Source organism: Kosakonia sp. HypNH10 (genome assembly GCF_029850615.1).
GTDB lineage: Bacteria > Pseudomonadota > Gammaproteobacteria > Enterobacterales > Enterobacteriaceae > Kosakonia > Kosakonia cowanii.
This window is the reverse complement of record NZ_JAOTIU010000005.1, coordinates 234029-258943: the sequence shown is the minus strand read 5'-3', so window position 1 is coordinate 258943 and position 24915 is coordinate 234029. Positions and strand designations below refer to the sequence as shown.

The 24915-nt window shown below is 58.5% G+C and carries 17 protein-coding genes; 4 read left to right on the top strand and 13 right to left on the bottom strand.

Annotated features, from left to right (window positions below):
* Positions 1-4: 4 nt before the first annotated feature.
* Both N7V53_RS16400 and pdeH read right to left on the bottom strand, forming a co-directional pair.
* On the bottom strand, positions 5-2059 hold the full coding sequence (locus tag N7V53_RS16400; RefSeq protein WP_279794040.1) for an AsmA family protein: 2055 nt from the start codon (positions 2057-2059) through the stop codon (positions 5-7).
* A gap of 67 nt (positions 2060-2126) precedes the next feature.
* Complete coding sequence (gene pdeH / locus N7V53_RS16395) at positions 2127-2897, bottom strand: cyclic-guanylate-specific phosphodiesterase (protein WP_023481963.1); 771 nt, start codon at positions 2895-2897, stop codon at positions 2127-2129.
* 231 nt (positions 2898-3128) lie between these two features.
* On the opposite strand from pdeH, the gene N7V53_RS16390 reads away from it, so the two are divergent.
* Positions 3129-4058, top strand: coding sequence for a sugar kinase (locus N7V53_RS16390; protein ID WP_076769358.1), 930 nt, complete (start codon positions 3129-3131; stop codon positions 4056-4058).
* A gap of 40 nt (positions 4059-4098) precedes the next feature.
* Here N7V53_RS16390 and N7V53_RS16385 read toward each other — a convergent pair whose 3' ends face one another.
* The 10 genes from N7V53_RS16385 to bcsR all read right to left on the bottom strand — a co-directional run bounded on the left by N7V53_RS16385 (position 4099) and on the right by bcsR (position 20179).
* Positions 4099-4479, bottom strand: a complete 381-nt coding sequence (locus N7V53_RS16385; protein ID WP_347882221.1) for a putative T6SS immunity periplasmic lipoprotein — start codon at positions 4477-4479, stop codon at positions 4099-4101.
* A 75-nt stretch (positions 4480-4554) separates the two neighbouring features.
* Complete coding sequence (locus N7V53_RS16380; RefSeq protein WP_279794036.1) at positions 4555-6045, bottom strand: pitrilysin family protein; 1491 nt, start codon at positions 6043-6045, stop codon at positions 4555-4557.
* 216 nt (positions 6046-6261) lie between these two features.
* Complete coding sequence (locus N7V53_RS16375; protein ID WP_023482021.1) at positions 6262-7548, bottom strand: dicarboxylate/amino acid:cation symporter; 1287 nt, start codon at positions 7546-7548, stop codon at positions 6262-6264.
* A 165-nt stretch (positions 7549-7713) separates the two neighbouring features.
* Positions 7714-9351, bottom strand: a complete 1638-nt coding sequence (locus tag N7V53_RS16370) for an EAL domain-containing protein (RefSeq protein ID WP_279794104.1) — start codon at positions 9349-9351, stop codon at positions 7714-7716.
* Positions 9352-9627: 276 nt separating this feature from the next.
* Positions 9628-13116, bottom strand: coding sequence for a cellulose synthase complex outer membrane protein BcsC (gene bcsC, locus N7V53_RS16365; RefSeq protein WP_279794035.1), 3489 nt, complete (start codon positions 13114-13116; stop codon positions 9628-9630).
* Positions 13098-14204, bottom strand: coding sequence for a cellulose synthase complex periplasmic endoglucanase BcsZ (gene bcsZ / locus N7V53_RS16360; RefSeq protein ID WP_279794034.1), 1107 nt, complete (start codon positions 14202-14204; stop codon positions 13098-13100). The genes bcsC and bcsZ overlap by 19 nt, the downstream gene beginning before the upstream one ends.
* Positions 14205-14210: 6 nt before the next feature.
* Entirely contained in the window at positions 14211-16607 is a 2397-nt protein-coding gene (gene bcsB, locus N7V53_RS16355) for a cellulose biosynthesis cyclic di-GMP-binding regulatory protein BcsB (RefSeq protein WP_279794033.1), read from the bottom strand.
* A gap of 25 nt (positions 16608-16632) precedes the next feature.
* Positions 16633-19236 (bottom strand): UDP-forming cellulose synthase catalytic subunit, encoded by a 2604-nt coding sequence (gene bcsA, locus N7V53_RS16350; protein ID WP_279794032.1) that lies wholly within the window; start codon positions 19234-19236, stop codon positions 16633-16635.
* Positions 19233-19979 (bottom strand): cellulose biosynthesis protein BcsQ, encoded by a 747-nt coding sequence (gene bcsQ, locus N7V53_RS16345; protein ID WP_279794031.1) that lies wholly within the window; start codon positions 19977-19979, stop codon positions 19233-19235. The genes bcsA and bcsQ overlap by 4 nt, the downstream gene beginning before the upstream one ends.
* 11 nt (positions 19980-19990) lie before the next feature.
* On the bottom strand, positions 19991-20179 hold the full coding sequence (bcsR, locus tag N7V53_RS16340) for a cellulose biosynthesis protein BcsR (protein WP_023482010.1): 189 nt from the start codon (positions 20177-20179) through the stop codon (positions 19991-19993).
* 172 nt (positions 20180-20351) lie between these two features.
* Here bcsR and bcsE point away from each other — a divergent pair, with 172 nt between their 5' ends.
* From bcsE to bcsG, 3 genes are read left to right on the top strand one after another with little or no spacing between them, the layout of a single operon-like run.
* Positions 20352-21911, top strand: coding sequence for a cellulose biosynthesis c-di-GMP-binding protein BcsE (gene bcsE, locus N7V53_RS16335; RefSeq protein ID WP_279794028.1), 1560 nt, complete (start codon positions 20352-20354; stop codon positions 21909-21911).
* On the top strand, positions 21908-22108 hold the full coding sequence (gene bcsF / locus N7V53_RS16330; RefSeq protein WP_023482035.1) for a cellulose biosynthesis protein BcsF: 201 nt from the start codon (positions 21908-21910) through the stop codon (positions 22106-22108). The genes bcsE and bcsF overlap by 4 nt, the downstream gene beginning before the upstream one ends.
* The gene (bcsG, locus tag N7V53_RS16325) at positions 22098-23777 is read left to right on the top strand and encodes a cellulose biosynthesis protein BcsG (RefSeq protein ID WP_023481977.1); all 1680 of its coding nucleotides are present in this window, start codon (positions 22098-22100) and stop codon (positions 23775-23777) included. Before bcsF ends, bcsG begins: the two co-directional genes overlap by 11 nt.
* A gap of 140 nt (positions 23778-23917) precedes the next feature.
* Here bcsG and N7V53_RS16320 read toward each other — a convergent pair whose 3' ends face one another.
* A complete protein-coding gene (locus tag N7V53_RS16320) occupies positions 23918-24913 on the bottom strand; it encodes a glycosyl hydrolase family 8 (RefSeq protein ID WP_279794025.1) in 996 nt (331 codons plus the stop codon).
* Positions 24914-24915: the final 2 nt, after the last annotated feature.

Genomic DNA, 24915 nt, shown 5'->3' with positions numbered 1-24915 from the left:
CCTTTTAGCGTTTCATCTGTGACAAAATCGCCTGGCACTGGTTCTCTTCGCCTTCCGACGGGGAGATAAGCGCCAGCAGCGCGGCGGCTGGCGTCACCAGCGTTGCCAGCGCCGCCGCCACTGCGCCACGGGCAATCAGCGGACCCGGTTTCACACCGGCCTGCGGGTTTTTAAAGCTGCCGCGCACATAGAGCGGTGAACGCAGCGTCACGATGCGCACCCCTTTGCTCTCCGGGTTGATGGTCAGGTCGAGCTGTTCCGAAGCCATGCTGGCGGTGCCGGTAATGTTAATCAGCGCGTTTTCCGTATCGAAGGCGAAGATTTGTGGGCGGGCAACGCCGTTAACCAGATCGAGGTTAGCCGCCGCGCAGTTGACGCGCACTTCATCATCGCCAAACAGCTGGCCGACCACATAGTTCCCGACGTTGAGGCCGACAATCTCCATCAGGTTACGGCTTATCAGCCCGTCGTTCATCAGCAGCTTCAGGTTGCCGTTGCTGGTGCCGAGCAGGGCGGCAACCGAGTTGCCGACGCCGCGGAATTCCGCATCGCCATTCATCTCACCGAGGGTTTTCTGCATCAGCTCAACATCGGGCATCAGCTGTTTCAGCTTCAGCTTACGCGCCTGAATAGTGGCGCTGCCCTGCATCGGTTTCTTATCCCCTTCGAGATGAATGTTCGAGGAGATAATGCCGCCCGCAAGGCCAAACTTCAGCGGTTGCAGGCGCAGGTCGGCGTTTTTCAACAGGATATGGGTAGTAAGATCGCTAATTGGCAGCGAGGAGCCGTGCTCAATGCGGCGGCCTTTAAAGCGCACGTCGGCATCCATCACGTTCCACTTATCGGTTTCAAAGCGGTCATAAGGCAGCACTTTGTCGGCAGGTTGCACCGGTTTCTCGCCCTTTTTCTGCTCCGATTTTTTCGACTGCTCGGCCCCTTTACCGGAATCGACGCCAATCAGCGGCCCGAGATCCGCCAGACGCAGCTGGCGCGACTCGACATCGCCCTCCAGTTTCGGACGCGGTTTGCCATTGGTATAGGTCAGCGTGCCGTGAATATCACTCTCGCCGATATGGCCGTTGAAGTTGCGATAGTCGTAGACCGCGCCCTTCTCATCGTTGAGTTTCGCCACCAGACGGCCATCCGTCTCAAACGGCGGCGTATCGGGCAGCAGCACGCCGGTCAGCTCATAGAGATCGCCCAGCGAATCACCGCCAAACTTCAGCTTCAGATCGACGCCGCCCATATTCATCGGATCTTTCACCGTGCCGACAAACGCCACGCGGGTGTTACCGGAGCGGAAATCCGCCTGCACCGGGAACGGCGTCGTTTCGCTGCGCAGCGACAGCATGCCGCCAATTTTACCCTCGCCGCTCAGCGGCTGGTCGTTGTAGCGCCCTTTCGCCTTCAGGCCGAAGACATAATCGCCCGCTTTGTTGCTGTCATCCTTTTTACCGGTCACTTCGCTGAACGGCAGCGGTTTGCCCAGCGGATCGACCTGAATGGTCATGTCGGCGCGGCTCACTGCGTCATCAATGACGATTCGCCCTTTATCAAACAGGATGTTATCGAGACGGAATGACCAGGAGGAGGGTTTAGCGTTGGCATCAGCGTTCTCATCCGCCGCGAGGGTAAAGGTCCAGTTGTTGAGCTTTTCCGAGCGACGAATCAGCCGCGCATCGGGCTGTTGCAGCTTGATCCACGGCAGATAAACGGTTTTGGTAAACAGTGCTAACGGCGAAATCGTCGCGTCTACGCGCGGCAGATGCACCATGGTGATCTCATCGATCCCCGGCGGGTTGCCGAGAATAATATCTTCGGCGTGAATATGCGGCCACGGGATCCAGCTGCGCCAGCCCGCTTCCTCTTTTTGCCGCGCCCAGTTAACGCCGAGATCGCCGCGGATCGCAAAGGGGCGATTCAGCTCAGTGGAGACTTTTTCATTGATAGTGGGTTTAAGCCGGTTCCAGTCAAATGTCGCAATGATGACGATGGCCACCACAATCACCAACAGCAGCGTCGACACCACCGCAGTCAGTATTTTGCTCGTTCTTGTCATTGTTATGCCTTTTCCTTTAAAGCCTTACCTCTCATAAAGATAGTAGACCTGGCGGAAAGGGCAGCGGTTAAAGATCGAGTATTACGTTCTCAAGATTGGCCAGCGGAACCGGACGCGAGAGGAAATAGCCCTGCGCGGCAAAGGCGGGTGAGTTTTGCACATCGCGCCACTCCTCCAGCGTTTCGACGCCTTCGACGATCACGCCCTGGCAGTAGTGGTTCATCAGTTGCAGCAGCAGGGTGAAGAGATTCTGCCCTTCCGGCGTTTTGCGCAGCATCATAAAGAGCTCGCGCGCGACTTTGATGTAGTCATAACGCACTTCGCTCAGCGCGGAGAAGTTGGCCATGCCGGTGCCAAAGTCATCCAGCCACAGCGGGCCAATCTCACAGATGGAAGCAAACGACGAATCCTGCGGTAAGCGGATATGCTCCACCAGTTCGAAGCGGATCCACGGCAGCGAATCGACCAGCGCCATGATGTCACCATACTGCCGCATCGCCAGCAGCGTTGGGCCATCGACATTTACCGACGCCAGCACGCCGTGCTGCGCAAAGAAATCCCGCTGTTTCGCCAGTAGCGCAAGCTGTTCATGCACTACATCAATACGCTGGCGCACCGGCACTTCTGAGAAGTAGCGATCGGGCGCGATACGTTTTTCCGGCTGCGAGGGGTGGGTTACAACGGTCAGTACTTCAATCGCCATCAGACGACCATCGGTTTTATAGATGGGCTGGTAAGTGTACGCGCGCTCGCACTGCAGCCAGTAGCGGTGCTCGTGCAAGCTTTCGACATTCATGTGGGGAATGTCTGGCGGCGTGTTGACCTGCTGTAACGTCATTTCTGCTGTCCTGTCGATGGGGATGACCTGGAAGAACTCGTCAAAAGGTTATCGGCGGGTGCGCTGAGAACTTTACCTCGGGTTGCCCGGCAAAAGGGAAAAAGCGTAGCGTGCTAATTGCAGGTAATACGTCTTAGCTCAAAAAAATAGTGGAACGTTGTTTTAATATAGTTGACCACAAAACAGCCCCATCGCACACTAGCGATAATTTATCTGATTCAGGTTACGACTATGTCCAGGAAAATTGCCGTCATCGGCGAATGCATGATTGAGCTGTCACAAAAAGGCGCAGAAGTTAACCGTGGCTTTGGTGGCGACACGCTGAACACCTCTGTTTATATCGCCCGTCAGGTCAATCCGTCGGCGCTGGCGGTGCATTACGTTACCGCGCTCGGTACCGACAACTTCAGCCAGCAGATGCTCGACGCCTGGCAGCAGGAGGCGGTTGATACCAGCCTGACGCAGCGTATGGAGAACCGTCTGCCGGGTCTCTACTACATCGAAACCGACAGCAGCGGCGAGCGCACCTTCTACTACTGGCGTAACGAAGCGGCGGCGAAATTCTGGCTGGAGAGCGAGCAGTCGGCGGAAATTTGCGAAAAGCTGGCGACCTTCGACTACCTCTACCTGAGCGGCATTAGCCTGGCGATTTTAAGCCCCGGCAGCCGGGCGAAGCTCCTGTCACTGCTGAAAGAGTGCCGCGCCAACGGCGGCAAAGTGATTTTCGATAACAACTACCGCCCGCGCCTGTGGGCGAGCAAAGAGGAGACCCGCGAGGTCTATCAGCAGATGCTCGCCTGCACCGATATCGCCTTCCTGACGCTGGATGATGAAGATCTGCTCTGGGGCGAGCAGCCGGTGGAAACGGTAATTGAGCGCACCCAGCAAGCGGGCGTCAGCGAAGTGGTAATCAAGCGCGGCGCGGACTCCTGCCTGGTAGCAATTGCCGGCGAAGCGGTGATTGAGGTCCCGGCAGTGAAACTGCCGAAAGAGAAAGTGATCGATACCACGGCAGCGGGCGACTCCTTCAGCGCCGGTTATCTTGCCGTGCGCCTGACCGGCGGCGACGCTTCTGAAGCGGCGAAACGCGGACATCTTACCGCCAGCACCGTTATCCAGTATCGCGGCGCGATTATCCCGCGCGAGGCGATGCCGGAGTAACAGCGTTAAGTCGCCCCGTCGTTATGCGGGGCGACCTGTTTTAGTTCTGTAACTCATTCACCACCAGCGTCTTGCCCTGCTTCGATACTGAGAATCGAGCCTCATATGAACGTAACCCTGTACCCACAGAGACGTTATATTTATTGCCCTCTTTGAAGGCAAAGGCTTCCAGGCCAGAAATGCATTTGCCAGGCTCAAGCAACTGCGGCGCTGTGGCATATGATTTTTCATAGACTTGCCGGGCGCTGGTGATATCCCAGACCCATATTTCCAGCGCCTTCTCTCCCGCATCCGGTTCTTCTACCGACACACAGAGCTGGTTATTTACCGCCGTAGATTGCGCGATGCGCATATTGATGCGATCGCCCATCGGGCAACCTGCGAGAAAGAGAGGTAGAAGGAGAGAGAGGTATTTCGTCACCACAACAGCCTTGTTTTAGATGAACTACTCTGGATATTCATTGGGGCCGCAGTTACGGCCCCATTTTATGCTTACTTACTGCTGCGGTGGGATATCCGACACATCCGGGCGCACATCCTCGCTGGCGGCGGCGGGCGCGGCGGTCTGCGGTTTCATCACCTCGTCCCACGTTGCCTGCAGATCCTGCATGTTATGCTCCGGCTCGCCTTTCGGCTGCATCAATACCAGCGTCATCTCCTGCGACAGCTGCTGATGCAGATCCTGGTTCAGCATCTGCGGCGTCAGGTTGTCGAGAAAACGCTGGCGCAGTTTCTGGTACTGCTCCGGCGCGATATCCACCACCTGGTTTTGCAGGGAGCGCATCCGCTGGCTGATAAGAATATCGGTATCGGCGCGCGCATAAGTGGCGAACAGCTTTTGCAGTTCGAGGGACTTCTGCGCAATCAGCGCCTTCAGCTCCTCTTCCGGCAACCCTTTTTCCCGCACTTTCGCCAGTTCACGCGCAATCACGCCGGTATTGGCGTTCAGCTTGTCGTTTGGCGAATCAACGTTAATGGCGCACTGCGCGCGCTGGAACAGTACGCGGCAGTCGAAGCCGAGGCTCAGATCTTTGGCATTGTTCTTGTTGAGGCTCTGCTGAACGTGCCAGAAGAGCGCTTCACGGGCTAAATCTGCGCGCCAGTAGCGCTCCAGCTCCGCCGATTCGCGGATCGGCTGCCAGGCCGACTCCCACATGATCGACAGGCGATCCTGGGTGACCGCTTCGCTCACCAGGCTCACCGGCTGATGCGGCAGCGGCGAAAGCGTCGCGACCGGGGTCGGCGTATGGCGCTTGCCTTTCAGCTCGCCAAAGGTTTTGGTGATCTGCTCGGCGACTGCGCGGCTGTCGACGTTGCCGACCACAATCAGCGTCATCGCATCCGGCGTGTACCATTTTTCGTAGAAATCTTTTAGCTGCGCGGCATCGACCGGCGCTTTTATCTCTGCCGCCGGATCGTGGCTCAGCAGCGGCGACCCTTTCAGGCGGTAGCGCCACCAGCTCTCTTTGGTGTCGGCAGGCCAGGTCGCGACCATATCATTGCTGCTTAGCGCGTAGTTGAGCGTCTCCGGGGTAATGGTGAGTTTCCCGGCGGCATCGGCCAGGTAGACCATCGCCTCTTTCAGCAGATCGCTGCGGTTATTCGGCAGGCTGAGGTTATAGAGCGTGTATTCGTAGGAGACCAGCGCCGGCGGCAGCGGGCGTTTCGGGTCAATACCCTGTTGCCAGAGAGATCGCACCTGCGCCGGTTCGAGGCGGCCGCTATGGGTTAAGGCAACGCGGGGAATAACGTGGCTGAAACCGCTCTGCTGCGCATTTTCGGTGAGCGAGCCGGTATCAATCGAGAGACGAATTTCAATACGATCGCTGGGGCGCTGCGGTGTGGAGAGAACCTGCCACTGGAAACCATTCGCCAGCTTGCCTTGTTGCCATGCCGGATCGGGCTGGAGCGCCTCTGCCTGCACATAACCGGCCGCTGCCAACATCAGCAACCCGCCTGTTAACAATCGAATTTTTGTGCCCTGCATGAGAACCCCTAATCAACATTCCTGGTTAAAAAGTATGCCGCCCATAGGTCAATGGACAGACATAAAACACTCCGCTTTTAGACCGCAGGAAACGCAAAACGTCACAGCGCGAAGTGAAGAATCCCGAAAATTCAGCGTGAATTGTGACGGAAGCAAGAGGGTAATTATGCTTAGCTGCCCGTAGTCAGACAAGGACTACGGGCGTAAGTCTTGAAATTATGAAGAGATTTCTGACGTTTTTGCGGCGCTGGTTCGATTATTAAGCGTATCGTTAAGCTGTTTTTCATCCAGCTCTTTAACCCATTTCGCCACCACAATGGTTGCCACGCCGTTACCGACCAGGTTGGTCAGCGCACGCGCTTCGGACATAAAGCGGTCAATGCCGAGGATCAGCGCCAGGCCCGCAACCGGCAGGTGGCCGACCGCAGAGAGCGTCGCCGCCAGCACGATAAAGCCGCTACCCGTAACCCCGGCCGCCCCTTTGGAGGAGAGCAGCAGCACCACCAGCAGAGTGATCTGATGGAAAATATCCATATGGCTGTTGGTCGCCTGGGCGATAAACACCGCCGCCATCGTCAGGTAGATAGAGGTGCCATCCAGGTTGAACGAATAACCGGTCGGGATCACCAGACCTACCACCGATTTGCGGCAGCCCAGGCGCTCCATCTTCTCCAGCATGCGCGGCAGCGCCGATTCCGAGGAGGAGGTCCCCAGCACAATCAGCAGCTCTTCGCGGATATAGCGGATGAATTTGAAGATGTTGAAGCCGGTAACGCGGGCAATAGTCCCGAGCACAATCACCACAAACAGAATACAGGTAGCGTAGAAGCAGATAATCAGCTGGCCCAGTTGCACCAGTGACCCGACGCCATATTTGCCGATAGTAAAGGCCATCGCCCCGAACGCACCGATGGGTGCGAGGCGCATGATCATGTTGATGATGCCGAAAATCACCTGCGAGAAGCTTTCGATGACGTTAAAAATCAGCTGGCCTTTGTGGCCCAGGCGATGCAGGGCAAAGCCAAACAGCACGGCGAAGAGCAGCACTTGCAGGATGTTGCCGCTGGCAAAAGCGCCAATCACGCTCGCCGGGATGACATCCATAATAAACGCCACAATTCCCTGCGACTGCGCCTGTTCGGCGTAGACCGCCACCGCCTTCGCATCGAGGGTGGAGGGGTCGACGTTCATCCCCGCGCCGGGCTGCACAACGTTGACGATAATCAGGCCGATGATCAGCGCCAGCGTACTGACAATTTCAAAGTAGAGCAGTGCCACCGCGCCGGTACGCCCGACCGCTTTCATGCTCTCCATACCGGCAATACCGGTAACAACGGTACAGAAGATAACCGGCGCAATGATCATCTTGATGAGCTTCACGAAGCCATCACCAAGGGGTTTCATCTGTGCGCCGAGTTCAGGGTAGTAATGGCCAAGCAAAATACCGATAGCGATCGCTGTCAGGACCTGAAAGTAGAGACTTTTAAACAGGGAGGTTTTCATAAGGTGTCCTTGAGATTAACCTCAGGCTTTATAGGGTTTTCGGTTAGCCTGCGGATTAAAAATAACACCCGTCCTGAATGACAGAAATGTGCTTACGGCGTTTCTGAAACAAGAATGTTAAAAACTTTGAGCTGACTCGCACAATCTCGTAACAAAGTAACTATTTTAATCAACGCCCGCAGCGGCCAGATAGCGCTTCTCAAAGGCATCTGGCGATATCACCTCATCCGCAGCGGAAAAAAGCTGGCGTTCGCAGATATCGAGACGCAGTCGCTGGGGTGGAAGATCGTAATGGCGCAGCCGCTCATCAACGCCTGCAACATCTGCCTGCTGCAACAGCGCCCCGGCAGGAAGTGCAACCGCCAGCGGCAGCGTAATGCCTCGCGACTGCCAGTCGGCCAGCAGGTGACACGCCTCTTCCAGCATCCAGTCGCACACTTTGCCCGTCAGCCCGCATGCCTCGATCTGCGCGAACAGCGCCGCGCCTGCGACCTCGTTATCATCGGGCTTGCGTAAACGCAGCAGCGCGCGGGCACCGACCACCTCGCCCTCCGGCTGCGCGCGCAGCGGTTGCAGCCAGAGCGCAAAACGCTGCTGCTCAAGAGCAGAGAGAATGTCAGCTTCCTGCGACAGCCAGTTATGAGCCGCTTCGCGCTGCTGCGCATCGAAGAAGTGGATCTGGTTTTTACCATTTCGCTGGGCGGCGGCAAGCGCGGAAGTGGCCTGCTGCATAAGCGCCTGAGCAGAGTGCGTGCTGCCCGTCATCGCCACTCCAAGGTTAGCGTGCGGGCGCAGCTGAATCCCCTTCAGCGGTACCCGCTCGTTGATAACAGTGAGCACTTGCTTACTTAATCTCATCGCCTGCCAGGGCTGCTGAACAGCGGGCGCGAAGAGGGCGAAATCACTGATATTAAGCTGCGCCAGCATCATTCCCGGCGACAGCACTGATTTAAGCTTCTCCACCAGCGTCAGCAGCAGCACTTCACGCTGATCTTCATGCAGCACCCCGGCGGTGTCGCGCAGGGTGTCGCTGGAGATAACCAGCAGCGCCGAGTGCGCATCGGCGGTCACGGCCTGCTCAAGCAGCGCCAGCAGGACGGCTTTATTCGGCAGATCGGAGACCGGGAAGCGCACCGATTGCGCATGGCTCTCCTCCTGCTGATGCTGTAGCTGCTGCTGGTTGCGGTTATAGCTGCGCACAATACGGCCAATTTCATCATCCTTATGATGGCGCGGCAGCGGCAGTTGGTGGCCGGGCAGCGCCTGCGGCGGTATCTCATCCAGTTCGCGGGCGATTTTACGCAGCGGATGCATCACCAGCCGGTTGATACACCAGGTGAGCGCCACGGTCAGCATTAACGTCAGCAGTAAGTAAGCCGTTACTAACGTCGACAGGGTACTGATCACAAACTTATAAACGCGGTAAGAGTCTGCCTGTAGCACAAGGTAGGCCAGCGGCTGCGGGTTGACCGGGCGCTCCAGCGAGTAGATCGGCAGTGAAATCTGGATCGGCAGCTCAAACATGCGGGTAATGGTCACCGGCACCGGGCGCTCGGGAATAAAGCGCATGCGCAGCGCCTGGAACTGGTTAGGCAGCATCACGTCGGCGCGGCTTACCACTCCGGCGGGTTTTATCTGTTTGATGATTGCTTCGGCTTCAGGAATATCCGCCTTTAAAATTGCCGCCGAGAGGGGTTCGCGCACCGAGCGGGCGATGCTTTCCAGTTGCGTAGCCGTGTTATAGCGATTCTGCTGCAGGAAATGGAACAGCAAAATAACGCAAAAAATAAGCACAAAGAACATGGAGACAACAGCAACCATGGCCATTTGTTTGATGGTTAAAGAACGGCTAACACGCAAAATCACTCTCCAGAGAAACAATCGGCGCAGAGGATGGGTCAGGATGACTCTGCCGCCAGAGTATACTCTATCGCAGGGCGATTAAGATAAGGGGCTACGCAGATTCTCATTGGCCCGCGAGTGACGCAAAAAGAGGTAATAACGCTTTGAATCTTAGGCGGTTAACCGCCACGCAATGCAGCCAATGCGCGGCAATCTTCCGCCAGGAATAGTCTATTTTTACCAGTCGGCCTGCGGTACCAGCGGTTGTAGCGGCATATCCATGTCGCCCTGCCAGCCCGCGCCGGAGTAGCGCACATAAATCATCCCGTGGCTCGGGGTGTAATCTTTCGCCTGCTGAATATCAATGCCCGCGCCAACAAACCAGTTATTTGTCACCCGCCGTTCGACCAGCGCGCGCGCCGTATAACCAAAGCCGTTACTGTGGCTTCCGTTCTCAGGGATATCACGTGCGCGATTGCGGAATTCTGACGGAATGAGATCTAAACGCGGATAGCGCGGCATGGTTTTGTTACGCGAATGGGACCACGACGCGGAACCGCCCAGCTCCCACGACCAGTTCTCCGTGCGTTGACGCCATAACACCGGCACCGCGAACGAGAGGTACTCCTGCGGGCTGTAGTAACCGCCCTGGCCCAGCGTGTAGTTGCTCAGGTCTTTGTCGTAGTGCCAGATCATGTTGTTCAGGCCGACGGTAACGCGCCGATTGTTTTCGTTAATCAGCTTGTAGTAGTAGCCGGTCATCCAGCGCACGCGCCAGTTATCGTCGACGTTTTTCCCCTGCAACGTATCCGCGCCGAGGCTTGCCCAGACGCCGTTGGCTTCACCCTTATCGTAACTGAGGCTCAGCGTAGCGCCGTTGGCGCGCACCCCGCCCCAGGTTTTTCCGGTGTTGGGATCTTTCTGTCCGCCAAAGGCCAGCAGCGAACTGGAGATAGCGCGACGGTGCAGATCAACGGTGTAACCGAGCGGCCCGGCATCTCCGCTGTAGCTCACGCCGCCGACCACATCAACAACGTTAAAGCCCATCGGCGTGGTGCCGATATCCATCCCCCAGCGTTCGTTACGCCAGCCTGCGCCAATGCTGACGCCGCGATCGGACTGATGGCGGTTACCGCTTACACAATCAATGTCTCCGCAGGTACCAAAGTTCGGGTCATAGGAACCATCGGCGTTTTGGCTGAAGGTACCAACATCCATATTCACCATGTCGGCGCGCAGCAACAGCCGCCCGTCCGCCAGCGGCGTATCCGCCTGCAACATGGTGGTGTGGCCTTTCAAATCGGAGTAGCCGCCGGTGCCGCTAGAGCCGGAGTACTCATGTTGCAGCGTGACGTTGAGATCCTGCTGGCGATAGAGATCCGCCGCATCGCTGCGCACGCCGCGCTTCAGCCAGTCATCGCGCTCATCGTTGCGCGTCAGGCGCGTAAAGGCGTCGTTATTGGCAGGGCGCTGCGGCGTGATGCCTGCGGCGACCATCGCCTCTTTATAGTGCTCCAGCGCCTGCTGCGGCGCGCCGTTCTGCGCCTCAAACCGTGCGGCATCGCGCAGCACCAGCGCGCTCTCCATCGACGGCGGCTGTGCTTTGGCCTGCGGCACAATAGCGCTGAAAATGCGTTTTGCGCTGGCGCTGTCACCAAGCTGGTTCTCTACCAGCGCCAGCCGCCGCTGGGTGTTGATCGAGGGCGGCTCACCGGTCGCTGAGGCGGCAGGCAGTTTTGCCAGCTGCGCCCGCGCCGCCAGCGGATTGCCGCTGAAAGCATAGAGTTCAGCCAGCCCAAGCAGCGCCTCTTCATTAGCCGGTTCGCGCTTGAGCACGCGCTGATAGTAATCCTGCGCCTCGCTGGCATCGCCGCGCTGCTGCGCCCAGTCGGCAAAGGTTAAATCGAGCCGCGTGCTCGCCGGTTGCCGGGTTAACAGCGCAATGGCCTCATCTTCGTGGCCGCTGTCGCGCAGGCGGTTCGCCCGATCCAGCAGCTGATTGCTTTGCAGCCGGTCGGCCAGCTCCTGAATATTGCTGTTCCACTGCGCCTTCGGCAGCGTATTGAGGTGATTCAGCGCCGCCTGCGCCCGCTCGGTGCCGGAGAGATAGAGCCCGTAGGCGTAAACCTGCTCCGCATCGCCCGCTTTCTGCGTCGCCAGTTGGCGCATCAGGCTGTCCGCTTCGCTCGCCTGTCCGGCCTGGCGCAGATCGCTCGCCAGCCGGTAGGTGATCCAGACGCTGCCCGGATCGAGCGCGAGCCGCTGGCGTTGCAGCGTGGCGGCCTGCGCCCACTCGCCTTTACTCTCCAGCGCTTCGGCCTGCTGCGCTAAGCGGTCATTGTTCAGGCCGCGTTCAATATCGTCGATACTGCGCCGCTGGCTGGTGTTGAGAGAGCGGATAAAGCTTTCGGCTTTTTCCGCCGACTCGGCGCGGTAAATATTGGCCAGCCCGCGCACAGCATTGGTGTTTTCACTGTCCATACGCAGCGCCTGGCGGTAGAAGGTCTCTGCCGCCGCGCTATCTTTGCGCGCTGCCGCCGCGTCACCGAGGCCGAGCACCGCGTAGCTGTCGCTATTATCCGTCGCCCTTGCCTGCTGGTAGTAGCGCTCGGCCTGCGCCGGATTATTGGCTTTTAACGCCGCATCGCCCTGCTGGATCAGCAGCCAGTAGCGGTTAGTTTGCAGCAGGCTCTCCCACTTGCTGCGGCTCCCGCTGTTCGGGTCCATAGCGATCGCTTTTTCAAACTGCACCACCGCGCGGGCGCGATCGCCGCGTTGGGAATAAGCCTGGCCCAGCGCGCCGACGGCTTCACTGTCGGCGTTGTTGGCATTAACCGCCTGTTGCAGTTCACCAATCGCTTTCGCCCCCTGCCCGGCATCCACTGCCGCAAGGCCGGTGGCACGGGCGCGAAACGCCGGGTCAGCCAGCTGTTTTTGCTGCGCCGCCAGCAGGGAACGAGCGTTATCGACCGTGTCGCCAGCGGAGAAGAGAGTCAGAAAATGTTGTAATGCTTTCACGCTGGCATCGCTGACCGGCATACGCTGGATCTGCTGATACCAGAGCCCGGCTGCGGTGTCGCGCCCGGCGTTCGATTTCGCCATCTCCTCCAGCAGCGCGTAGCCCTCGGCATCGCGCCTGTCGGCAAACAGCATCTGCGCCAGCCCGCCCTGCAACTGTGCATTTCCTGGGTTACGACTATTCAGCGCCTGCAACCGGCTTACTGCCTCGTTGTGGCGCGCCGGCACTTTTGCCACCAGCAGCCAGTACTCAACGGCGATATCACCTTCCGGCGGGTTGCCTTTAAACAGCGCGTCATAGGCGGCAATCGCCTCCTGCGTGTGGCCAGTGGTAGCCTGTAAACGCGCCTGTTGCAGCGCCTGGCGGCCTTCAGCCGAGGAGAGCGCCATGGTGGTAACCGACGCTTTATAGGCGCTGGAGTCCGGTGCCAGTTGCTTTAAGCGGTCGAGCTGTTTCTGCGCACCGGCACTGTCGCCCTGGCGCAGCAGATAGCGCATACGCGCCGCCACCACTTCAGGGTTATCGGGGTCGATCAGTTCAAGGCGATAGAGCGACTGGCGTACCAGATCTTCGCGGCGGGCGCTTTCACCCAGACGCACCTGCGACAGCAACTGCTGCTGCGCGCTGGTCGGCTCGGCCGCCCCGGCGGCAGGTGCCAGCGAGAGGCCGATTGAAACACAAAGAAAAGTTACGGCGAACTTGTGCATTCCGGGCCCCAGTCAGGTTGTAACTCACCGCGAGAGGTGAAGCGAAAACGGTGTTGATCCCAGCCCTGGCCGAACAGCGTCAGCACCGCGCTGAAGTAGGCATCGTCGCCGGGATAGTGGTCAGCAACGCGCTGGCGCTGCACGGCCTGCGCGTCACGATCCTGCAAGAAGGGAAGCATCGAGGCGGAAAAACCGACCGGGCCATCGCCGCGGATCTGCCCGCTGGCGACATCCACCTTCTCCGGCACCACGCCATTTTTTATCGTCGCGGTCGCCATCGGCTTCAGTTTGTTGAGCAGGCGCGCTTTCTGCGGATCGGCATCATTCATCATCCCGACCCACAGATAAACGCGGATGGCATCGTAGCTGCTGACCAGCGTTTTACCTGGCTGCAACTGCCACCCTTTACCCTTGTCATAGCGCACCCAGTCCGGCGAGAAGCCTTTCGGCGCGGTCTCCAGCAGCAGGCGCAGGTTAGTTTCACGCAGCGTTGACCACGGCGCGCCAAAGCGGGTGAAGTAGCTCGCCAGCTGCGGCGGGAGATAGCTCGGATTAAAGCGCCACGTTGTCGGTTCAGCAAAGCTGACCTTGCCCGGCAGCAGCATGGAACCGAGCCCCGGCACTGTCACCACTTCCTCTTTCGCAATCCGTGTCAGCAGGGATTTGCCCAACTGGCTGTAGCGATCCTCTTTCCACAGCCTGCCCGCCTCCAGCAGCGACCAAGCAATCCAGATATCGGCGTCAGACGCAGAGTTGGTGTCGAGTACCTCCCAGCCGTTATCGGCCTTCTTGCCCCACAGCCAGGCGGGAAGCTGCTTGTTCAGCGAGCCTGCGGCGAGGTTATCTTCGGTCCAGCCCAGCACTTTATCGAACATGGCGCGATCGTTAGCCGCCAGCGCGAAGAAGAGCGCATAACTCTGCCCTTCCGAGGTGGTGATTTTGCGCGAATCGCTCGGGTCGATAACCCGCCCGCCGTCGCTGATATAGGCCTGTTTAAAGTGGTCCCAGGCCGGCCAGCTACAGGCGGCGCGAACATTCACCGCCGCCATTACCAGCATCGCCATCACCACCCAGCGTACGCTTTTCATTACTGTTTACTCATGATCGGAAGGGTCAAGACGGCGGCGGCTGATGATACGCAGCAGACGCCACAGCACCCACGCCATCAACACCACGCAGACCGCAGCCAGCACCGCCAGCAGCACCGGATGGTTCGCCAGCGCATACCAGATGCGCTCAAACCACGGCAGGTGGCCAACGTAGTAGATATCGCCAACGCGCAGGCCATTCACGCCCGATTCACGGATCACCGTTACCGAGCCGTAGATTGCTGCGCGCTTGCCGCTGTCATTAATCGCGCCGTTCAGCAGCTCATAACCACGCGGGCTGTCGGCAAGCAGTGCTACCACGCTGCGCTGCTCGTGATAGGGCGACTGGAAGCCGATAATCGCCGCCATCGGGCCATCGGAGGTCACGCCGGTTTGCGCATCGGCCTGGCGGTCGGCGGCATCCGGTACAATCGATGGGAACGCCGTCTGGCGCAGCGGGGTTTTCACCCAGCTCTGCGCGGCATTCACCAGCAGATCGATATGCTTATCATCTTTCAGCTCTGCAGGAATGGCACCGATGATCATGATATCGGCGTCTTTATCTTTGATCTGGTTGCCATCGCTGGTTAACTGCACGTTAATCGCCGGGAAACCGGTCTGTGCGCCCACCGTGCCTAACGAGTCGAGCAGCGTGGCAACCTGTGCCGGCGTCGGCTGCGGCGGCGTCACAACGATAGTTTGCGACAGATCCGCCATGCGGCTGAACGGGAAACCGGCATTGGCAAAGGCACGCAGATCCGGCATCGCGAGGAAGTGGTAATACTTCGAGAAGTCGATGGTGGAATCATCGCCAATCACCACGCGGTTCGGCACCTGCTGGAAAGTGACGCAGTTATCAATCGTGCCGCCCGGCATCGGATTCATATACTGGAAATCGAAGCGCAGCTGATTCACCGCGCCGAGTTTCAGCGCCGGAATGGAGACATCCGTTTTGCTGTCGAGCAGCCCTTGCAGCACCGGCAGACGCAGCAGCAGGTTGTTGCTCTCCTGGGTGCCGGTCAGGTTGAAGTATTGCAGGAACTGGTTATTCAGGCTGATATCCATCCGCGAGCCATCTTTGGTCGGCGGCGCGGTATAGCGATAGTTGAGGTTCATGTCGATGCCGGTACTGCGCAGCAGATAGAGATCCGGCGGCAGGTTCAGCGACAGGTTGATGGACGACGGCTGGAGGCCGGTCGCCTGCAACTGCTCTTCGTAGCTTTTCAGCTCACCAAAGGTCACCGCGCGGTCGGTGCGCACCCAGTTTGGCGCATCGTAAGGCTGGCGCGCCAGCAGCGGTTTCACCTCATCAACCGTCACGCTCTCACCGCGGAACAGCACATTGCCCTGGGCAATGCCCTTCGCCGCTTGCAGCAGATCCTTATCGTCACGTCCGCTAATCACCAGCAGCTTCAGGTAAGGGTTGTTCGGGTGGTTGACCATCGAGATGGTCGGCCCCTTCGCTGGCGGCAGATCTTTAAGGAAATCAGGGCGCTTATCGTTGGTGGCAAAGATAATGGCGTTGCTCTCCGGCAGCGCGTTATAGGAAACCGGGAAGGTCTGCCCGCGCCAGCCGGTGCGTGAACCGAACCATGAAGCAACAATCGCCGCCGCCTGCTGCTGCGCGATATCCGGCGCGCTGGCGAAAACTACCGGCAGCGTCAGCGGGCGGTTATCGCGCGGGTCGTAGAACGGGATCGGGAAGTGGGAGAGATCGTTTTTCACCGACAGCTTCTGATAAGTGAGATCGAGCGAACTGCTGCGCCCGATATCGAGCCACAGCGTTGAGCTGGCAGGGTTTTCACACACGTCGCGGTAGTGGCCGACAAACTCCAGCCGCACGCGGTTAAAGTCGGTGATAAACAGCGGGTTGATCGGCATCTGCGCCTGGGTTTTCTTCCCCAGTTGATCTTTGGTCACCGGTAGCACGCCCATCAGTTCATCGTTCAGGTAGACCTTCAGCTGCGACTGCACCGGTAACAGCGACGGCGACGGCGTGTACTCAAGATTGAGCACCGCATTCGAGACCACTTCATCGCTGCGCGTACCGAACTCAATCCCGCCATTCGGGTTGATACCGCGCAGCACCATGCTGCCCGGCGGCGGCGCGATCTCGGCGAAGGTGAGTTTCACATCGCGCGACGGCGCATTGGCTGCCACTACAGGTGCATTTGCCCCCTGCACGCCCGGCATCACCTGACCAATGACGGTCTGGCCCTCTGTCGGCATGGTTGGCGTAACGCTCTCGGTCTCTCCCGGCGCAGGCGTGACCACCGGTTGAGTCGCTGGCGCGACGGCGGGCACGCTCGGCGCGGGTTGCGCAGGCGCTGCGTGGGTCATCATCGGGGCCAGCGTGCTCATCCCCACTGCCACTGCACACATCCAGGATAATTTTCTTTTCATCGCGTATTCATCATTGTTAAGCCAATCACGTCATCGGTTGCTGCACGGCCACATTCCGTTCCGGGCGGCGCGGAATAAATGACACCACCCAGGACACCAGCGCGGTGAGCGAGCGGAAAATCACTTTGACGGACGATGGAGCAAATTCCGCGAGATGGCGGTAGCCGCGGAAACCCAGTTTTAAAATATCCAGCAGGCTCTCCAGAGGTTTATCCTCCGGGAAGCTGTCCTGCCACAGCGCCCAGGTATCGGCGCGGGCGAAGGTACACTGCACAAAATCGATATGCTGTTTGGTGGTCAGCGGCAGCAGTTGCAGACCCACCTCATTGCCGTTGACGCGCGCTACGGTCGCCGGGAAGGCGTACTCCTGCTGGCCGCGTTTGAGCAGCAGGCTCACCTTCTGCCCTTCCAGCACCTGTGCCTGGCCGTTGATCTTGATGCCCAGCCCGCCGTCAGAGAAGTCCTGTACGGTACAGGAGAAGAGGTGCCCATCTTCACGGGCAATCGCCGCTGGCATGGTCATTTCCACGCGGTGCGCGCGGCGCACCTGTTTGCTCTCCACCGACACCGCCACCGCGCCGCCGAGGATCACCATGTTATAGAACACCCACGCGATACTGACGAAGACGGTGAGGATCTCGTTTTCCGGGCCGTAGAAGTAGCGCCAGATACCGACCGCCACGCCGAGCAGGTTGAGCAGCACCAGGAAGATATAGGGGCGCGAGATCACCCAGTCGACATACTCCTCTTCGACCAGCCCGCCTTTGGCGGTAACGTTGAACTTCCCTTTGTGCGGGTTAATCAGCGCCACCAGCGTTGGCGGTGCGATATACCACGCCAGCACGGTTTCGTAGATCTCACTCCAGAAGGAGTGGCGGAACTTGCCCTGGATTTTCGAGTTGGTCAGGCTGGCGTGCACCATATGCGGCATTACGAAGAGCGCGATCATGATCGCCGGGGCATAGATGATGTAGGCATGCAGCAGCAGAAACGCCAGCGGCGCGGTCAGGAAGATAAGCCGCGGAATGCCCGACAGGAAGTGGAACATGGCGTTGACGTAGCAGAGCCGCTGGGCAAACTTCAGCCCTTTGCCCATCAATGGGTTATCGAGGCGGAAAATCTGCACCATGCCGCGCGCCCAGCGGATACGCTGGCCGATATGCGCCGAGAGGCTCTCGGTCGCCAGCCCCGCCGCCTGCGGAATACGCATATAAGCAGAGGTGTTGCCAAGGCGGTGCAGGCGCAGCGAAGTGTGCGCATCTTCCGTTACCGTCTCAACCGCAATGCCGCCAATCTGGTCCAGCGGCCCGCGGCGGATCACCGCACAGGAGCCGCAGAAGAAGGTGGCATCCCACATATCGTTGCCATCCTGCACCAGGCCATAAAAGAGAGTGCCTTCGTTTGGCGTTTTACGAAAACGCCCGAGGTTACGTTCAAACGGATCTGGCGAGAAGAAGTGGTGCGGCGTCTGCATCATCGCCAGCTTCTTCTCTTTCAGGAACCAGCCCATGGTCATCTGCAGGAAGGAGCGCGTTGGCACGTGGTCGCAGTCGAAAATCGACACGAACTCCCCTTTCGCATACTTCAGGGCGTTGTTGATGTTGCCCGCTTTTGCATGCTCGTGAGTGGTGCGGGCGATGTACTCGACGCCGACCTGTTTGGCGAACTGGCGAAACTCTTCGCGCCCACCATCATCCAGAATCCAGACCTTGAGCTTATCTTTCGGCCAGTCGATACCCAGCGAGGCGTAAATGGTGTTTTTCACCACGTTAAGATCTTCGTTGTAGGTTGGCACGAAAATATCGACCGACGGCCAGAGCGACATATCTTTCGGCAGCGGCACCGGCTGGCGGTTAAGGGGCCAGATCACCTGGAAGTAGCCGAGCACCAGCACAATCCACGCGTAGGTTTCAGCAAACAGCAGCACCAGGCCGCACACCAGGCTGACCGGGTCATCCCAGTTGAGGGTCGAGGTGTAGCGCCACCAGATGTAGCGGCAGGAGACCGTCAGGGAGAGCACCACCAGCATCAGCACCGAGAAGCGCCCCGGAATGCGCCGCACCAGTAGCGCCACGCCCCACAGCAGAATCAAAAAGACGAATTGCGACAGCGGGTTAAAGGGCTGGGTAATACAAACAATGGCGAGCAGGAACGAGAAAACCACCACGGTGCCAAGAATAATGCGCCGCACTTTCGGGTTGATGTGTCCAAGCTCTTTTTTATTGTCGAGATGGCCCGTGCGCTGCGTCATGCGCTCCGGCAGGGTTTCAAGGAAGTGGTGCCAGCGCCCGCGCAGCACGCGCAGACGGGCAAAGTGCTGGCGACGCGGCGATCTCGGCTCGCCCAGCGGCAGCGTCACCATCAGCCACAGAGTTTGAATCAGGTAGCGTGCCGGGTCGAGCGGGCGCGGGCGGTCGGGATCGATATGCGGGAACCAGTGGTTCTGCTGCGCACGAAGCTGCTGCCAACGCGGGTGCTCAAGCGGGATAAACATCCAGGCGAGGATCGCCCAGAAACAGCCCAATGCGGCGCTAAAACGCGGTGCGCCATGGTCGCGATAATGCTGATAGCGCGCGTTCAACCGCGCACCCACTGGCGGAATAAGCAGCCAGGTGGCAAGGCGAATCATGCCTCACTCCCCTGTGCAGCAGGCGCGAAATGGAGTAGACACCAGTTAGCCAGCGTCAGGATCTCCTCGGCCGCCAGCGCATCGCTGCGGTACTCGCCGAGCGGCTGCTTCGAAGCCAGGCACTCTGCCATCGCCTCATCGCGGTGGATCACCATCGGCATCATGCGCGGCTGGCTTTGCAGCCACACCTGCCAGAGATCGTCCTGCAACTGGCTGCCAATGCGCAGATCGTTAATTAACAGATGCGCGCCGGTGGGCAGCGGCTGCTGGTGCAGGCGCACGTGGCAATTGGTATCGGGTTTGATAATGGTAAAGAGATTGTCGCAGAGATCGATAAAGTACCGCGCCAGCGGGGATACGCCGTGCGGCAGGTCAATCAGCACCCATTGATAGTGCTGCTGCGTTTTTAATTCTTTCAGCGCGGAGGTCAGCTGCGCGGCCACGGCGTCAAGCTGCGCGGCATTCTCCCACTCGTTGGCTGCCAGTCGGCCAAACGGCAGCAGATCGAGCTGCGTGGTGTAGCGCATACCGGCATCGCGCCACTCGTTGCCGTCAAGCAGCGACCGCGCCCAGCCGGTTGGATCCTCATACTCGACATTAAATGAGAGGCGCAGAAGGTTATCCGGGCAGGCATCAATTACCAGCACCGACTCACCTAAGAGTTGCAGTGACCAGGCCAGAGCCGCGGTGATCGAGGTCGTCCCCACGCCACCACGGATCCCCTGTAGTCCCAAGATGGTCATCCACGGGTCCTTTATTGTTGACGGGCTAATTCAGCCAGCAGCGGCCAGCGTTTAATCGCGGCGGCCAGTTGTTCGCGCTGGGAAATATCGGCATAGTCGATTTCAGGCAGGGAAAATACCCGGCTAAGCACCAAAAAATCGTTCTGGAATGTGTAACCCAGAGTCGGGTCAGATTGCGTAACGGGTTCATTTTTTTTCATGTTGGCCCGATCCCAGTTGCATATAAAATGATGTAAGAAGACACAAGGCATCGTGCCCAAGAAAGTGCGTTTACATGCTAAATCTGATGTTCTTTAATTTCAATGTTAGGTTTATTTCTCGGCTTTCGCTAGTAAACTGAGTTACAGATAAATTCGCTGCAAGAGGGACACCGTGAACCCCATATTTTCTATCGGCATCCAATCATTATGGGACGAATTGCGTCACATGCCTGTGGGCGGGGTCTGGTGGTTAAATACCGACCGTGAGCAGGACGCACTGAGCCTGCTCAACCAAACCCTTGCTGCGCAGGATAAAGCGGCGAAAGTCGCGGTAGCGGGCATGGGTCACGACCTGCGAAATGTCATTAAATTAGATAAAAATCACGGTCCGGAAAAAGTCGAGCTCTTTTCCATGCCAAAAGAGGAAAATAGTCTATACTTTTTCACCCGCGATTTACTCAGCTCTATTGACCCGGACAAATATTTAGTGTTCCTGCTCTGTGCTAATAATGCATGGCAGAATATTCCTGCGCCTAAATTACGCAAATGGTTAGAAAAAACTCAAGCCTGGGCGAAATATAATAATTGCACCCTGGTGGTAATTAACCCCGGCAGCAACAATGACAAGCAATCCTCGATTCTGATGAGTGAATATCGCTCACTTTTTGGTCTGGCGAGCCTGCGCTATCAGAATGGTATCCCGCTATATGATGTAGCGTGGTGGTGTAATGAAAAAGGGATCAGCGCCCGTCAGCAATTACTGCTCACCGAAGTTGAAGGTCAATGGCAATTAGCCAAACAGGAAGAGGCTTCCGTTCAACCACGCAGCGATGAAAAACGGATTTTAAGTAATGTCGCCGTGCTGGAGGGCGCGCCGCCGCTCTCTGAACACTGGAACCTGTTCGCCACCAACGAAGCGCTATTTGAAGAGGCGCGTGCCAGCCAGGCGGCGACGCTGATTTTCGTCCTCGCGCAGAATAGCCAAATCGATGGCCTTGCGCGCCAGATCCACACCCTGCGCCGCCAGCGCGGTAACAACCTCAAAATTATCGTGCGTGAAACCATCGCCAGCCTGCGTGCCACCGATGAGCGCCTGCTGCTCGGCTGCGGTGCGAATATGGTCATCCCGTGGAACGCCCCGCTGTCGCGCTGCTTAACGCTGATTGAGAGCGTGCAGGGACAACAGTTTACGCGGCTGGTGCCGGAAGATATCTCCACCCTGCTGTCGATGACGCAGCCGCTGAAGCTGCGCGGCTTCCAGCCGTGGGAAGTGTTTTGCGATGCGGTGAGCAATATGGTCAACAACACGCTGCTGCCGCCGGATGGCAAAGGGGTGCTGGTCGCGCTGCGTCCGGTGCCGGGCATTCGCGTTGAGCAGGCGCTGACGCTCTGCCGGCCAAACCGCGTCGGCGATATTGTCAGCATGAGCGACAACCGGCTGGTGCTCTTCTTATCCTTCTGCCGGGTTAACGATCTCGATACCGCGCTGAACCACATCTTCCCGCTGCCGACGGGCGATATCTTCTCAAACCGCATGGTGTGGTTCGAAGATAACCAGATTGCCGCCGAAGTGGTGCAGATGCGCGCCCTGCCGCCGGAGCGCGCGTCGAAGCCGCTGCCCGCCACCCGTCAGGAGAAGAAGTTGATTAATGCCGAACACGATGGCACCAGCTGGCGTCGTATTCCCCAACCGCACCGGTTATTAAGCGATGTGACGGAGCCCTCCTCATGATGTCAATCAGCGATATTATTCAGCTTATCGTGCTTTGCGCGCTGATCTTCTTTCCGCTGGGCTACCTTGCGCGCCACTGGCAGCGCCCGTTACGTACCGCGCTCCGTTTAACTTTTACTAAACCCCGCTATGTAAAACCGATTGGCGTTTTACGCAGGGATCCGCACGCCAAGGCAGACCGTAAACATGACAAATAATACGATCCCCTCTTCTGCGCCGTCGCCGCTGTGGCAATACTGGCGCGGCCTTTCCGGCTGGAACTTCTACTTTCTGGTGAAGTTTGGCCTGCTATGGGCAGGCTATCTTAACTTCCACCCGATGTTGAACCTGGTGTTTATGGCCTTTCTGCTGGTGCCGCTACCGCGCCTGAGCCTGCATCGCCTGCGCCACTGGGTGGCGATCCCGCTTGGTTTTGCGCTCTTCTGGCACGACACCTGGCTGCCGGGGCTTGAAAGTATGATGAGCCAGGGCACGCAGGTGGCGGGCTTTAGCGCCGATTATCTGCTCGATCTGGTGACGCGCTTTATCAACTGGCAGATGATTGGCGCGGTATTTGTGCTGCTGGTGGCGTGGCTCTTCTTGTCCCAGTGGATTCGCGTCACGGTGTTCGTGGTGGCGATCATGATCTGGCTGAACGTGCTGACCTTAACCGGCCCGGCCTTTAATCTGTGGCCCGGCGGCCAGCCGACTACCACGGTCACCACCACCGGCGGTTCGCAGGCAGCAACGGTTGCCGCTGCGGGCAATACGCCGGTGGTTGGCGATATTCCGGCGCAAACGGCACCGCCAACCTCGGAAAACCTCAACGCGTGGCTCGCCAGCTTCTACGCGGCGGAAGAGAAGCGTCAAACCACCTTCCCGACGCAGCTGCCCGCCGATGCGCAGCCATTCGATCTGCTGTTTATTAATATCTGCTCCCTGTCGTGGGCCGATATTGAAGCCGCCGGTCTGGCATCGCACCCGCTCTGGTCGCACTTCGATATTGAGTTTAAAAACTTTAACTCGGCGACTGCCTACAGCGGCCCGGCGGCGATTCGCCTGCTGCGCGCCAGCTGCGGTCAGCCGTCGCACAAGAATCTCTATCAGCAGGCGAATAACCAGTGTTATCTCTTTGATAATCTGTCGAAACTTGGCTTTACCCAACAGCTGATGATGGATCATAACGGCGAGTTCGGCGGCTTCCTGAAAGAGGTGCGCGACAATGGCGGCATGCAGGCGCCGCTGATGAACCAGGCGGGTCTGCCGCCGACGCTGCTCTCCTTTGACGGCTCGCCGATTTTTGACGATACCGCGGTGCTTAACCGCTGGATGGAGTCAGATAGCTTCAAACAGGGCAAACCGACCGCTACCTTCTATAACCTGCTGCCGCTGCACGATGGCAACCACTATCCGGGCGATCGCAAAACGGCGGATTACAAACTGCGCGCGCAGAAGCTGTTTGATGAGCTGGATGCCTTCTTTACGCAGCTTGATAAGTCCGGGCGCAAAGTGATGGTGGTGCTGGTGCCGGAGCATGGCGCGGCGTTGCAGGGGGATAAGATGCAGGTTTCCGGCCTGCGCGATATTCCAAGCCCGTCGATTACCAACGTGCCGACGGCGATTAAGTTCTTCGGCATGAAAGCGCCGCATCAGGGCGCGCCACTGGTGATTAACCAGCCGAGCAGCTTCCTGGCGGTGTCGGAGATTGTTACCCGCGTGCTGGATGGCAAAATCTTCACCCAGGATAGCGTCGACTGGGATAAGTTGATTGGCAATCTGCCGCAAACCGCGCCGGTATCGGAGAACGCCAATGCGGTGGTGATCCAGTACCAGAACAAGCCGTATGTGCGGCTCAACGGCGGCGACTGGGTGCCCTATCCGCAGTAACGCTCTTGCCTGATGGCGCTGCGCTTATCAGGCCTACGAAAACCGCTCCGGTGGTATTTGCAGGCCCGGTAAGGCACCGCCCACCCAAACCGCACTCTCCGTAGGCCGGGTAAGGCAAAGCCGCCACCCGGCATCAGGCGTTAACGCTGCTGCGCCAGCCAGACCAGCATCTTCAGGCTGGCGGAATAATAATCATCCTGGGCGGTAATCTGCGGCTCCCCCGTCCGCTCGCCAACGGTTAAATCCCGCACCGCCAGCAGCCCCTCATTCATGTTGTAAGGCGCATTCTCGTTGTTGGTCACATTGACCCACGCTGGTGTTTTGCTGCGCTCAAACCCCTGCCACCAGCTACGCCACGGTGTCAACAACGTGCTCTGCGGATTGTGCCAGGCGATGTAGAGCGGCACGCGAATGGCATCGTAACTCATACGCGGCGGCCACTCCGTTGCCGGGCTAAAGGTACCGTCCGCCGAGAGCGACACCCAGTCGGTCGGCAGGCGCGGTTTACCGAAGGCCATCTTGCCCACCATTTTTTGCCCGTCATCAATCAGTTGCTGCCAGATAACGCGGTGGCTGCGGTTGGCGAAATCCTGCCACGCCGGGAAGATAAAGTAGGAGGGATTCAGCGTCACGCGGCTGTTGAGGTTAAAGCCCTTCGCCCCCGGCAGCATCACGTGATAGCCAGCAAAACTAATCACAGTATGTTTCAGCACCGCCTGGGTAATAGCGTCCGACGCGGCGGTGTAGGCGGGCAGATTCCAGCGCTCGCCCGCTTTCAGCAGCGCCCACGCAATAAGGATATCGCCATCGGTGGCATCGTTTTTATCGGCGATCGGATCGGCCTCCACCGGGTTATAGCGCCAGTAAAAGAGGCCGTTTTGCTTGTTTTGCAGCGTGGTGTGCGTCCAGCGCCACATGCTGTCGAACGCCGCTTTATCGTTATTGCCGACCGCCATCAGCATGGCGAAACCCTGCCCTTCGGTGTGGGAGACGTTGTTATTGCCGGTATCGACAATCCGCCCGTCGGGCATTAAAAAGCGCGCTTTGTAGCTCTCCCAGGCGGTCGCGGCCTGCGACACGGTGGAAAAGAGCAGGCTGGTTAATATCACCATCGCGGCAAATAGGGGTTTAAACATAG